The organism is Stenotrophomonas sp. YJH_SMC_135, assembly GCF_059372355.1.
The window spans coordinates 161341-174676 of the sequence record NZ_JCAFVN010000005.1 but is presented as its reverse complement, the minus strand read 5'-3'; the positions used below and the strand labels follow the sequence as shown (position 1 = coordinate 174676).

General features: G+C 69.3%; 11 protein-coding genes. 8 read left to right on the top strand and 3 right to left on the bottom strand.

Translation table 11 applies throughout. From position 1 onward, the window contains the following. Positions 1–43: 43 nt before the first annotated feature. Positions 44–406 carry a 6-carboxytetrahydropterin synthase QueD gene (gene queD, locus AC5P98_RS17370; protein ID WP_014645831.1) on the top strand — a complete coding sequence of 121 codons (363 nt, stop codon included), beginning with the start codon at positions 44–46 and terminating at the stop codon, positions 404–406. Positions 407–524: 118 nt separating this feature from the next. Continuing rightward, complete coding sequence (locus AC5P98_RS17365) at positions 525–872, top strand: phasin family protein (RefSeq protein ID WP_014035870.1); 348 nt, start codon at positions 525–527, stop codon at positions 870–872. Between the two features lie 1026 nt (positions 873–1898). Here the strand turns inward: AC5P98_RS17365 and asnB are convergent. Then, positions 1899–3800 (bottom strand): asparagine synthase (glutamine-hydrolyzing), encoded by a 1902-nt coding sequence (gene asnB, locus AC5P98_RS17360; protein WP_049419261.1) that lies wholly within the window; start codon positions 3798–3800, stop codon positions 1899–1901. Positions 3801–4149: 349 nt separating this feature from the next. Between asnB and AC5P98_RS17355 the strand changes: the two genes are divergently transcribed. Together AC5P98_RS17355 and AC5P98_RS17350 are read left to right on the top strand one after the other, a co-directional pair. Continuing rightward, complete coding sequence (locus AC5P98_RS17355; protein ID WP_014645829.1) at positions 4150–4839, top strand: winged helix-turn-helix domain-containing protein; 690 nt, start codon at positions 4150–4152, stop codon at positions 4837–4839. Further along, positions 4836–6182, top strand: a complete 1347-nt coding sequence (locus AC5P98_RS17350; RefSeq protein WP_049408265.1) for an ATP-binding protein — start codon at positions 4836–4838, stop codon at positions 6180–6182. The genes AC5P98_RS17355 and AC5P98_RS17350 overlap by 4 nt, the downstream gene beginning before the upstream one ends. On the opposite strand, the gene AC5P98_RS17345 is transcribed toward AC5P98_RS17350, so the two are convergent. Then, positions 6179–7648: a sensor histidine kinase gene (locus AC5P98_RS17345; RefSeq protein ID WP_032959213.1), complete on the bottom strand. Its 1470-nt coding sequence runs from the start codon at positions 7646–7648 to the stop codon at positions 6179–6181. The two genes, AC5P98_RS17350 and AC5P98_RS17345, sit on opposite strands and share 4 nt — an antisense overlap. Further along, positions 7645–8364 (bottom strand): response regulator transcription factor, encoded by a 720-nt coding sequence (locus tag AC5P98_RS17340; RefSeq protein ID WP_014645826.1) that lies wholly within the window; start codon positions 8362–8364, stop codon positions 7645–7647. The genes AC5P98_RS17345 and AC5P98_RS17340 overlap by 4 nt, the downstream gene beginning before the upstream one ends. Positions 8365–8508: 144 nt before the next feature. Here AC5P98_RS17340 and msrB point away from each other — a divergent pair, with 144 nt between their 5' ends. From msrB to AC5P98_RS17320, 4 genes are all read left to right on the top strand, one after another. Beyond that, positions 8509–9081, top strand: a complete 573-nt coding sequence (msrB, locus tag AC5P98_RS17335; protein WP_032959218.1) for a peptide-methionine (R)-S-oxide reductase MsrB — start codon at positions 8509–8511, stop codon at positions 9079–9081. Between the two features lie 2 nt (positions 9082–9083). Beyond that, entirely contained in the window at positions 9084–10850 is a 1767-nt protein-coding gene (locus AC5P98_RS17330; RefSeq protein WP_164110307.1) for a cytochrome c biogenesis protein DipZ, read from the top strand. 14 nt (positions 10851–10864) lie between these two features. Continuing rightward, positions 10865–11602: a peptide-methionine (S)-S-oxide reductase MsrA gene (msrA, locus tag AC5P98_RS17325; protein WP_032959274.1), complete on the top strand. Its 738-nt coding sequence runs from the start codon at positions 10865–10867 to the stop codon at positions 11600–11602. 242 nt (positions 11603–11844) lie between these two features. Further along, positions 11845–13293 (top strand): aminotransferase-like domain-containing protein, encoded by a 1449-nt coding sequence (locus AC5P98_RS17320; RefSeq protein WP_241884614.1) that lies wholly within the window; start codon positions 11845–11847, stop codon positions 13291–13293. Positions 13294–13336 lie beyond the last annotated feature (43 nt).

Sequence of the window (13336 nt, the reverse complement as noted above, 5' to 3'; positions counted from 1 at the left end):
ATCCGCTCAGGATGGCCGGCCACCTGCGGCGTACAATTGCGCCATGGAAATCTTCAAAGTCTTCATGCTCGAGGCGGCGCACCGCCTCCCCAACGTACCGCCGGGGCACAAGTGCGCGCGCCTGCACGGCCACTCGTTCCGGGTGGAACTGAAGGTCGAGGGCGAGCCGGGTGCGCAGACCGGCTGGATCATGGATTTCGGTGACGTGAAGGCGGCCTTCCAGCCGATCTACGATCGCCTGGACCATCACTACCTCAACGACATCCCCGGTCTGGAGAACCCGACCAGCGAGAACCTGGCGGTGTGGATCTGGAACGAGCTCAAGCCCGGCCTGCCGGCGCTGAGCGAGATCACCGTGCACGAAACCTGCACGTCGGGGTGCCGTTACCGCGGCCCCACTGCCTGATCAACCCATTGATCTGAAAGGTGTTTCAAAGGCGCCCCGCGCGCCTTTGTTATTTTTGTTGCATTGCCGCATCAAGGGCGTATGCTGCAATGCATCAAGCCACTCCCTGACGCCCCCCATGGCCGCCGCCTTCAGCGATCGCTTCAGTGATGCCACCCGCCAGCTCGCCGCCGCGGCAACGCGTGCGAACCGGTTGGCGTTGGAGAACGCGGAAAGCATGTTCGGCGTGCAGCTGAAGGTGATGGAGCGCAACCTGACTGCGACCGGCGGCTGGCTGGGTGAACTGGCCCGCGGCGAGGATGCGGCCGGGACGCTCTCCAAGGGCGCGCAGCTGTGGCAGGACAACCTGCAGCGGCTGGGCCAGGCCCAGCAGGACGTGGTCGGTCTCGGCCTGCAGGCCAGCAAGGCTTGGTCCGAGCTGGTGCAGGGCTACAACGAATCAACGGCGGACGCGAACAACCACTGACGCGACGCAACACTCATTGCGTGGGTCCCTCCCCCCACGCAATCCGGACCCGGCAGATCCCTCCCTCTGCCGGGTCTTTTTTTGCTTGTCGTTTGGATACCGAAGCGCGTCTTCGTGCGACGTCTCTGCAGGCTGAAGGGCCCCGCCGGGGCGGGCAGGGGTCTGGGCAAATGTCCCCCGGCGCCGGCCGTTGGCCGTCACCTCCTCCTTTACTTTGCCCAGACCCCTGCCCGCCCCGACGAGGCTCGGCGTGCGGTGAGGAGAGCGCAGCACGCGCGGCAGCCTCTCAACGAGGCGCCGGAGGACATTCGTACGCAAGGGCATCCGTCCTGCGCCGCGCAGAATGCATCCGCCACAAGCGTGTCTTCGTCCTGATTCGCCGCGAACTGAAGGGCCCCGCCGGGACAGGCAGGGGCCTGGGCAAATGTCCCCCGGCGCCGGCCGTTGGCCGTCCCCTCCTCCTTTACTTTGCCCAGACCCCTGCCCGCCCCGACGAGGCTCGGCGTGCGGTGAGGAGAGCGCAGCACGCGCGGCCGCCTTTCAAGGAAGCGCCGACAAACTCCGAACGCAGGGCGGAGGCCCTTGCGTACGAAGTAAAGGAGGAGGTGACGGCCAACGGCCGGCGCCGGGGGACATTCGTACGCAAGGGCCTCCGCCCGGCGCCACGCAGAATGAACCCGCCGCACGCATGTCTTCGTCCCGATTCCCCGCGAACTGACGGGCCCCGCCGAGACAGGCAGGGGCTTGGGCAAATGTCCCCCGGCGCCGGCCGTTGGCCGTCCCCTCCTCCTTTACTTTGCCCAACCCCCTGCCCGCCCCGACGAGGCTCGGCTTGCGGTGGGTAAGGCTGCGAACAATCTGCCTTCAATGAGGCGCCGACGAACTCCGAACGCAGGGCGGATGCCCTTGCGTACGAAGTAAAGGGGGAGGTGACGGCCAACGGCCGGCGCCGGAGGACATTCGTACGCAAGGGCATCCGCCCTGCGCCGCGCAGATTGAACCCGCCGCACGCGATGCAGGAACGGCTCAGCGCCCGCGACCACCGTGCCAGTGCTGGTGCCACGCCTGGAACATCAGCACGTTCCACAGGTGTGTGTGCCACTTGCGCTCGCCCCGCAGGAACGCCTCCCAGACACCACGCACGCGCGCCACATCGAAGCAGCCCTGATTGCGCAGCAGCTGCGGATCCAGCAGCGCCTCCGCCCAGTCGCGCAACGGACCAGCCAGCCAGCGCGCCATCGGCGGGCCGAAGCCGCGCTTGGGGCGGTACACCAGCGGTTCCGGCAGGTAGCGCGCCAGCAGGTGCTTGAGGATCAGCTTGTGCTCGCCATCGTGGTACTTCAGGTGCTGCGGCAGCCGCCAGGCCAGGCGCACCACCTCCATGTCCAGCAGCGGCGCACGGGTTTCAACACCCGCCGCCATGCCCGCGCGATCAACCTTGGCCAGGATGCCCTCGGCCAGGTCCATGCGGAAATCCAGCAGCTGGATGCGCGCCTCGGCCGGCAGCGCCGTGTCCTGCTGCTGGAAGATCGTCACCGGTTCGCGCGCGCCCAGCACCACCTGCGCCGGCTGCCGCCAGCGGGTCACGCGCTGCAGGTAGTGGCCTTCCACATCATTGGCAGCCACCTCGGCCACCAGGGCGCGCCAACCACCGAGGCGGCCGCGCTCGACGTTCATGCGGTTGCCGCTGCGCCGCGCCAGGTCGCGTACCCAGTCCGGCAGGCCACCACACAGGCGCGCATTGCGCAGCGCGCGGCCATAGCTGGGATGCCCGAAGAACAGTTCATCGCCACCGTCACCGGTCAGTGCCACCGGCTTGCGCGCCCCCAGCAGTTCACTGGCCAGCAACGTCGGCAGCTGTGAGGCGTCGGCAAAGGGTTCGCACCAGACCTGCGGCAGGCGCTGCAGCAGGTCCAGGCCCTGGCGCGCGTCCATGCGATGCAGGTGGTGCTGCACGCCCAGATGGCGCGCGACCTGCGACGCCCAGTCGCTCTCGTCATGCCCCGGATCGTCGAAGCCGACCGTCCACGCTTCGATCGGCAGGGTCGATTGTGCCTGCATCATCGCCGTCACCAGCGAGGAGTCGGTACCGCCGGACAGGAACGCGCCGCACGCCAGGGGCGAGTGCATGCGTGAGGCGATGGCCTTCTGCAGTACCGCTTCAAGCTGGTCGGTGGCCTGTTCCAGGCTCGGCGCCGGCTGCAGCGGCTCCTGCAGTGCACTCTGCATCGCGTCGCGTGCGCACCAGTAACGCGCGCCCCCCTGCGCGGCCTGGCTGGAGCAACCCGCGGCATGGTCGCTGAGATCGATACGCAGCATCGCGCCCGCCACCAGTTTGTGGATGCCACGGTAGATGGTGTGCGGCGCCGGCACATAGTCGTGGCGCAGCAGCAGGCTCAGGGCATCCTGGTCGATGCTCGGCGCGAAGCCGGCGAAGGCCTGCAGCGCCTTCAACTCCGAGGCGAACAGGAACTGGCCCTGATACCAGCCGTAATACAGCGGCCGCTCGCCCACCGGATCACGGGCCAGCCACAGCACGCGCGACTCCCGGTCCCAGACGCTGAAACCGAAGGCGCCTTCGATGCGCGACAGCGCCCGCTGCACGCCCCATTCGACGATCGCCTGCAGCAGCAGCCGCGCATCGCTGCAACTGCGGGGCAGATCGCGCAGCTGCGCCTGCAGGTCGCCGCGGTTGTACAGGCGGCCGTCCAGGCACAGCACGTAGCGACCGCAGTCCGAGCTCAGCGGCTGCAACGGCGTATCGGTCGGCGCCCGGCAATGGCCCAGCGCGAGGCCGGCCTCGGCGTCGGTCCAGTAGCCGATGCGGCCACGCCCACGCTGCTGCAGCGCGCGCAGCATCGGCGCCAGCTGCTGCAGCAGCTGCTCATCCTCGGCGGGCGGCAGCCAGGCCCCGACCACGCCGCTCATCGGAAGCCTCCGCACTGGCAGCGGCGGGACAGGTTCGGCAGGCAGGGGGCGGCGGGCGACATGGGGACGGCACGCGGAGCGGAGGAGACTCCATGCTCGGCGCGGGGGCGCGCGGCGTCAGTCGCTTTGCTGTCAGCGATCGTCACCAGCCGTATCACGAAGGTAACGTTTTGTAACAGCAACAGGCTATGCTGGCCGCCAAGTTGTTGCCGGGACTGAGACCCGGCCCGCGCGCCAGCAACCCCGGCTGAATGGCGCCCGCCCCCGGGACCCGGGCGGCCCGAAGCCTGGGATAGCATCGCCGCGCTCGTGCCGTGGCGGTACGTTTGCGCCCACGGAGGCCTTGGAAATGCTGGATATCGTACTGGTCGAAGACGATGCCCGCCTGGGAACGATGGTCAGCGACTACCTGCAACGGCATGGCTACCAGGTGGCCCACGAGCGCAGCGGCGAGCGCGCCGTGGCCCGGATCCTGGCGGAGAAGCCGGCCCTGGTGCTGCTCGATGTGGGCCTGCCCGACCAGGATGGTTTCGAAGTGTGTCGGCAGATCCGGCCCCACTATGACGGCATCATCTGCGTGCTGACCGCCCGTACCGACAACATCGACCAGGTGCTGGGCCTGGAACTGGGGGCCGACGATTACATCGGCAAACCCATCGAACCGCGGGTGCTGCTGGCCCGCCTGCGCGCCCACCTGCGCCGCCACCGCCGGGTCGAACCGCGTGACGGCAGCCTGCGCTTCGGCGAGCTGAGCATCGACCCGTCCACCCGCAACGTGCACCTGCAGGGCAGCCTGCTGGAGCTGACCACCGCCGAGTTCGACCTGCTGTTCCTGCTGGCCAGCAATGCCGGCCAGATCCTGGACCGCGACGCGCTGCTGCGCGGCCTGCGTGGCATCGCCTTCGATGGCCTGGACCGCTCAATCGATGCCCGCATCTCGCGCCTGCGCCGCAAGCTGGGCGACAACCCGGAGCAGCCGGAACGGATCAAGACCGTCCGTGGCCGCGGCTACCTGTTCAGCCGCTCGGCATGGGGATGAAACGCACACCGTCGGCGATGCGCGGCCACGCCTTCCACTTCCTGCGCTACGGCATCGGTTTCCTGGTCGCCCACCTGTTGTTGATCGTGCTGGGCCTGTGGGCCTGGGACGCCCTGCTGGAAGACCGCACCGAAGCCGGCCTGCAGGCCGAGATGCGCGGCACGCACGCGCTGCTGCAGCATCGCTTCGCCGAAACCCCGCGCGAGCAGTGGCCGGCACTGGCGCGCGAACTCGACGCCGATTTCGCCTACGCGCTGCGCATGGTGCCGCTGGCCGAGGCGGTGAAGGCGCTGCCGGCCAGCCAGCGCCCGCCGTTCAACAACGGCCGCGTACAGATCGACCTGGAGCACATGCGCAGCCTGCAGCGGATCGGCGACAGCGACTACGCCGTGATGCTGGGCCCGTTGGACGAGGCGCTGCCGGACGAAGGCTGGCAGGACAGCGAAGTATCCGGTGTGGCGATCCTGCTGCTGATCCTGATGGTGGCGGTGGCACTGCCGATGTACGTGATGGTGTACCGGCTGTGGCGCGACGTCTCGCAGTTGGCCCAGGCGGCCCGCCGCATGCGCGACGGCCAGCTGGACACGCGTGCGCCGCGCGCCGGCACCGCGCTGGTGCGGCCGCTGGCCAACGCCTTCAACCACATGGCCGAGCAGCTGCAGCAGCTGCTGGAAAGCCAGCGCGTGCTGGCCCAGGCGGTCGCGCACGAGGTGCGCACGCCGTTGGCACGGATGCGTTTCGGCCTGGCCGACCTGGAGGACACTGCGCTCGACGATGTGCAGCGCGATGCGCTGGGCGGGCTGCGCACCGACGTCGATCGGCTGCAGCACCTCACCGATGCCGGCGTCGAATACGCCGCACTGGGCCGCTGCCATCAGCTGACCCGCCAGCGCCTGCAGCTGGCGGCGCTGGTGCGCGGCGTGGTGGCCCAGTTCGCACCGTTGCCGATCCCGGTGCAGCAGGCGTTGTCGCCGGTGGGCCTGGTCAACGTCAACCGGCACATGCTGGAACTGGCGCTGCGCAACCTGCTCGGCAATGCGCTGCGTTACGCGCGTCGGCAGATCCGCATCGCCAGCACGGTCAATGACGGCTGGCTGTGCCTGCAGGTGGAGGACGACGGCCCCGGCATCGCACCGGAACTGCGCGGCCAGGTGCTGCAACCCTATGTGCGGCTGGACCCGGGCAGCCCCGGCTTCGGCCTCGGGCTGGCGCTGGTGCAGGTGGTGGCCGACAAGCATGGCGGCCAGGTCGAGGTGACCGATTCGGCGCTGGGCGGCGCCTGCATCCGCCTGCACCTGCCGCTGGAAACCGGCGGTGTCGTGGAGGCCGAGGCAGCCTGCTAGACCGCCGTTTCCGCGCGCGGCAAGGCAAACACGAACAGCGCGCCTCGTTCGCTGTCGCGCAGTTCGATGCGGCGGCCATGCAACTGCACGATGCGCTGCACGATCAACAGGCCCAATCCGCCGTTGTCGCCACGCCGCGCGCCGAGCGCGGCCGGTGCCTGGAACAGCTGGGTACGCAGCGCCGGGGCTACCCCGGGGCCATCATCGGCGACGCAGACCTCCACGCTGTCGGCGGTCGCGCGCAGGCGCACCTCGATCTGGCCACCCTCGGGTGCATGGCGCAGCGCGTTGTCGAGCAGGTTGGTCAGCACCCGCTCGACCAGGCCCAGGTCCGCACGGACCAGCGGCAGGCCGGGCGGAAACGCCGCGTGCAGCTGCTGGCCACGCGCCTGTGCCGCCAGTTCGAACTTCTGCAGCACGTCCTGCAGCAGCTCCGGCAGCGCGAACACTTCCCACTCCAGCCGCACTTCGCCGTGCTCCAGCCGCGCCAGTTCGAACAGCGCGCGCGCCAGCCGGCCGACCTTGGCGCTCTGTGCCAGCGCAATGCCGAGATAGCGGCGGCGCTCATCCGGTGACAGCGTGGCGTCCTTCAACGCCAGCGTTTCCAGGTAGCCGTGCAGCGACGACAACGGCGTGCGCAGGTCGTGCGAGATGTTGGCGACCAGTTCACGGCGCTGCAGATCCTGCTGGCGCAGCTGCTGCCACTGCTCGCCCAGCCGCTGCGCCATCTGCGCGTGCGCATGTTCCAGGATCACCAGTTCGTCGCGCTCACCAGCGCGCAGCGGCTCCGGCGGCGGCAGCGGCGTCGGCGCATCGATATCAAAGGCCTGGATCCGCCGGGTCAGCCGCCGCAACGGACGCGTCACCCAGTAGAACGCGACCAGCCCGGCCAACAGGCCGAGGCTGCCGACCAGCACCACCGACCACAGCGTGGTGTTCCACTGGCTGCCGGCGGCAAGATCGTCGGCGAGCATCTGCCGGTGCTCGCCGACCAGCACCACGTACACATAGCCGGCCGGCCGGCCCTGCACGATCAATGGTGCGGCACTGAACACCTTGCGGCCATCGGCGCTGCGCGGGTCATCGCCGAGGATCGGCAGCGGTGCACCGGCCAGCAGGCGACGCAACGGCGCCACGTCCACCCGGTTGCGCACCAGATGTCCACTGGGTGCATCGTGACCGAGGATGCGGCCCTGGTCGTCAAGCAGGTAGACCTCGACGCTGGGGTTGACCGCCATCAGCTGGCCGAACAGCGCGCGCACCGCGGCATCGCGCATGCCGCTGGTGTCCATCAGCTCGCTGCGCTGGGCGATATGTTCGGCCAGGCCCAGCGATAGCCGCTGCACGACTTCCTGCTCGTGGCGGGTGTTGGCACGCATCTGCAGTGCCAGCAGCGCCATGCAGCACATCAGCATCAGCGCGGCGGTCACCACCGCCAGCTTCTGCCACAGGTTCGGCTTGATCATGCCGCCGCCCCGGCCGGGTCGACCAGCTTGTAGCCGCGGCCCCACACCGTCAGCAACCGCCGTGGGTTGGCCGGGTCGGGTTCGATCTTGCTGCGCAGGCGGTTGATGTGGGTGTTGACCGTGTGCTCGTAGCCATCGTGCTGGTAGCCCCAGACCTGGTTGAGCAGTTCCATGCGCGCGAACACCTGGTCCGGATGACGGGCGAAGAACAGCAGCAGGTCGAACTCGCGCGGGGTCAGTTCCAGCGTGTTGCCATCCACCGAAGCGGTGCGCGCGACCGGATCGAGCTGCAGCCCACCCAGCTCGATCGCGCCGGCATCGATGCGCGCGCTCTGCGCCATCGCCTCGGCGCGGCGCAGCAGCGCACGTACCCGTGCCACCAGTTCCGGCATCGAAAAGGGTTTTGCCAGGTAATCGTCCGCGCCCAGTTCCAGGCCGACGATGCGCTGCGTTTCACTGCCGCGCGCGCTGATGATGATGATCGGGACATACCGCGCCATCGCGCGCGCGCGCTGGCACACCTGCAGCCCGTCCACGCCGGGCAGCATCACGTCCAGCACCAGCGCATCCCACGGGCCGTCCTGCTCGAGCAGGCGCAGGCCGGCATCGCCGCTGGCGGCATGGGCGACGTCGTAGCCCTCATCGCCCAGGTGCATGCGCAGCAGGTCGGCGATGTGGGCATCGTCTTCAACGATCAGCACGCGTTTGGTCGACATCGGCAGCTCGGGGCCAGTGGGGAGGCTGGCTGCATTGTGGCGCGGGACGGCCGCCGATACCTCACGAAAAATTGAATCCTGCGTGAGGATTCGTTGACCCGGGCGGGCGCAGCATGGCCCCGTCGCCCCTTCCCGGAGTCCGCCATGTCCCTCTCCCGCCGCCATCTGCTGGGCCTGGGCGGTGTCGCCACCGCCGCCGGCCTGTTCGGCCTGGGGGCCTGCAGCCGCGCCGCCCCGGCCGCCGCCGAAGCGCGCCCGTCGCGACAGTTCGAGGTCATGCACAGCGATGCCGAGTGGCGCCAGCGACTGACGCCGGCGCAGTACGCGGTGCTGCGCCAGCAGGCCACCGAGCGCCCCTGGAGCAGCCCGCTCAACAAGGAACACCGGCAGGGCACCTTCGCCTGCGCCGGGTGCGCACTGCCGCTGTTCTCCTCGTCCACCAAGTTCGAGAGCGGTACCGGCTGGCCCAGCTTCTGGGCGCCGCTGCACAACGCCATCGGCGAAGACCGCGACGTCACCTTCGGGATGCTGCGGGTGGAGGTGCATTGCCGCCGCTGCGGCGGCCATCTCGGCCATGTGTTCAACGATGGGCCACGCCCCACCGGGCTGCGCTACTGCATGAACGGTGCGGCGATGGTGTTCGCTCCCGGCGCCACGGATGGCACTGCCGACGGCTGGCGGGTGCCGGTCGGTTCTTCCCCTGCTTCCGGAGCCTGACGATGCTGCTGTTGCTGCTTGCCTATCTGGGGGGCGCGCTGACCCTGCTCAGCCCCTGCATCCTGCCGGTGCTGCCGTTCGTGTTCGCGCGTGCCGATCGCCCGTTCCTGCGCAGCACGCTGCCGCTGCTGCTGGGCATGGCGCTTACCTTTACCGTGGTCGCCAGCCTGGCCGCGGTGGGCAGCCAATGGGTGGCACAGGCCAACCAGGTCGGACGCTGGGTCGCCCTGCTGCTGATGGCGTTGTTCGCGGTCGCCCTGCTCTGGCCACGACTGGCCGACCACCTGCTGGCGCCGTTCCAGCGCATGGGTGCCCGCCTGAGTGCGCGCGCCGATGCGGCGGATGCCGCGGGGCACGGCGGCGCGTGGACCTCGCTGCTGATCGGCATCGCCACTGGCCTGCTGTGGGCACCGTGTGCCGGGCCGATCCTCGGTCTGGTGCTGACCGGCGCCGCCCTGCATGGCGCCAGCGTCGGTACCACTGCGCTGCTGCTGGCCTACGCACTGGGTGCGATCACCGCATTGGCGCTGGCGGTGTGGATCGGCGGCCGGGTGTTCCGCGCGATGCAGGCGCGGCTCGGCCTCGGCGATGCACTTCGCAAGGTGCTGGGTGTGGCCGCGCTGCTGGCCGTCGTGGCGATCGGCCTCGGCTGGGATACCGGCCTGCTGACCCGCTTGTCCACGGTCAGCACCGCCCGTATCGAGCAACGCCTGCTGGATGCAGTGCCCGGCGCGCAGCCGGCGGCACCGCCGATGATGATGGCCGGCGCCAATGCCGGTGCCGATGCAGCGCTGCCGGTGGAGGGCACGCTGCCCGCGCTGGACGGTGCCACTGGCTGGCTCAACAGCCCGCCGCTGAGTGCACAGCAGCTGCGCGGCAAGGTGGTTCTGGTCGATTTCTGGACCTATTCCTGCATCAACTGCCTGCGCGCGATGCCGTTCGTGCACGAATGGGAGCGACGCTACCGCGACCACGGCCTGGTGGTGGTCGGCGTGCACACGCCGGAGTTCGCCTTCGAGCGTGACCCACGCAACGTGATGAAAGCGGTGCAGCAGCTGAAGGTCGAGTACCCGGTGGCGCTGGACAACCAGTACACGATCTGGCGCGCCTTCAACAACCGCTACTGGCCGGCGCAGTACTTCGTCGACGCGCAGGGCAATATCCGCGGCCACCAGTTCGGCGAGGGCAACTATGCGCGCTCGGAACAGATGATCCGTCGCCTGCTGACCGAAGCCGGGCAGACCAATCTGCCGCCACCGGCCGATCCCGCTGCCGCCGGCCTGAAGGGCGTGGCCGTGCAGGCCGACATGGGCAACCTGCGTTCGCCGGAAACCTACCTGGGCCACGCCCGCGCCGAGCAGTTCGCCTCGCCCGGCGGGCAGCGCAGCGACGCCGCGTTCGACTACACGCTGCCGGCCACCCTGGCGTTGAACCAGTGGGGGCTGTCCGGGCGCTGGACCGTCACCGATGAGGCCGCACAGCTGCAGCAGGCCGGCGGCCGCATCGCCTTCCAGTTCCATGCGCGCGACCTGCACCTGGTGCTGGCACCGAGCGAGGACGGCAGGCCGGTGCGCTTCCGCGTCTGGCTGGACGGCAAAGCGCTGCCCGCCGCCGATGCCGGCAGTGATGTTGGTGCCGATGGCAGTGGCGTGGTCGACGAGCACCGCCTGTACCAGCTGGTGCGCCAGCGCGGCGCAGTCGGTCCGCATCGCTTCGAGATCGAGTTCCTCGATGCGGGCGTGCAGGCCTATGCCTTCACCTTCGGTTGAACCGGGAGGACATGATGAAACTCTCCTTTGAACAGGGCATCGCCGCCGGTGTGGCCGGCCTGGTGGCCACGGCCTTGATTGCCGGTGTGCTGCTGGTTGACCACGGCGCGATTGCGGCGCCGGTCGAGGCCAGCGCGCAGATCCAGGCACTGCCGGCCCCCACCGGCGATGCGGCGTTCCGCGATGACGCCAGCCACGCCAGCGTGGTGTTCGCCGGTGGTTGCTTCTGGGGTGTGCAGGGCGTGTTCCAGCACGTCAAGGGCGTGAGCAATGCCGTGTCCGGCTACATCGGTGGCAGTGCGGCCAATGCGCGTTATGAGCGCGTCAGCGGTGGCCAGACCGGCCATGCCGAAGCAGTGAAGATCGACTACGACCCGCGCCAGGTCAGCTACGGGCAGCTGATGCAGGTGTTCTTCTCGGTGGTGCACGACCCGACCCAGCTCAATCGGCAGGGGCCGGACCACGGCAGCCAATACCGCTCGGCGATCTTCAGTGACGACGCACGCCAGCAGGCTGCCAGCCGCGCCTACATCGCCCAGCTCGGCCAGGCCGGCAGCTACCGCGCGCCGATCGTCACCCAGCTGGTCAGCGGCCAACGCTTCTACCCGGCCGAGAGCTACCACCAGAACTACATGACCAACTACCCGCAGGCGGCCTACATCCGCTACTACGACGCACCGAAGCTGGCCGCGCTGGGCAGGCAGTTCCCGGCGCTGTACCGGCGCGAGGCGGTGCTGGTGCCGATGCGGTAGCCGGCATTCCCCCTTGGGCTGACCGACGCTCGGCGGTGCTCTCTGTAGAGCCGAGCCCACGCTCGGCTGCTGTTGGCGGGAGTGCAGCCGAGCATGGGCTCGGCTCTACACACAGAAAAAGACGCACGGCCATCCAGCCGTGCGTTTGGGAAGTATCGGCCGTGCCCCGATCAGGCCCGGCCGACAACGACATGCTAGGCTCGCCATCATCATGGGTACAGCACCAGATGGTGGGAAATTCGATGGATACAGATGACCAGAGCGCGATGATCCCACCCCGCTACCAACGGCTGTCCGACGAGCTGGCCGAGGCCATCCACGGCGGACGCCTTCCGGTTGGCAGCCGCCTGCCTTCGCTGCGGCAGATGGCCCTGCAGCGCAGGCTCAGCCTGAACACGGTGATTGCCGCCTATCGCCAGCTGGAGGACGCCGGCCTGGTCATTCCGCGGCCCAAAGCCGGCTTCGAGGTGGCGCCGCGCTTGTCGGTGCCAGAGCGTTCGCTGCGTGATACCCCGTCCGCACCCACCGCACCACTGCAGCAGGTGCTGATGGCCCGCGTGCTGGAAGCACAGCGCCGCCCCGGTGTGATCGACCTGGCCTTTGCCGGTCCGCGCGGGCGCCAGTTCTATCCGGGCGCGCAGCTGGCCCGGCATACCGCACAGGTGCTGCGCCACGGCCAGCAGACGGTGGAGACCTACGCGCGCCCCAACGGCTCGCCACGGCTGCTGGCGCAGATCGTGCGGCGTGGCCCGCGCATGGGGCTGCACACCCACAGCGAACGCCTGCTGCTGACCCATGGTGCGATGGAGGGCCTGCAGCTGGCGCTGCGCGCGGTCACCCAGCCCGGTGATGCGGTCGGCATCGAGGCACCGTCCTACTTCAACCTGTATCCGTTGCTGGCCAACCTCGGCCTGCAGGCCATCGAGCTGCCCACCCATCCGCAGCACGGACTGGATGTGGATGCGCTGGACGCGCTGCTGCAGCACACACCGCTGGCCGCGCTGGTGGTGATGCCGACCGTGCACAACCCGCTCGGCTGCACCATGCCGACCGCCGCCAAGCAGCGCCTGGCCGAGCTGGTCAACGCACGGCAGCTGCCGCTGATCGAGGACGCGGTGTACGCCGAGCTGCAGTTCTGCGAACCGCCGGCGCCCCTGCTGAAGGCCTTCGATCGCGACGGCTGGGTGATGGTGGTCGGAGGTTTCTCCAAGACACTGGCGCCGGATTACCGCATCGGCTGGCTGGATGGCGGCCGCTTCGCCGAGCGCATCGCGCTGCTGAAATTCCAGTCCACCGGCGGCGAGCCGCAGCTGCTCGGTGACGCGGTCGCGGCGTATCTGGAAGCGGGCAGCTACGAGCACCACCTGCATCGCATGCGCCGGCTGTACCGCGAACAGGTGGGACGGCTGCGCCAGCTGGTGGCCGAGCACTTCCCGGCCGGCACCCGCGCCACCGAACCGCAGGGCGGATTCCTGCTGTGGCTGGAACTGCCGGGCGTGGATACGCGCGAGCTGTTCGAGCGAGCGCTGCAGGAGGACATCGTGTTCATGCCCGGCCAGGTCTATTCACGTGGCGCGCGATACCGCCACTGCCTGCGGCTGTCGTGCTGCCAGACCCTGGATGCGCGCTTCATCGGCGCGGTGGAACGACTGGGCGCGATCGCGCGGGAGCTGGCGCCCGCAGCACGGTAGTGCCGGCCGCTGGCCGGCAACATCGGGATCACCGGGTGGACGC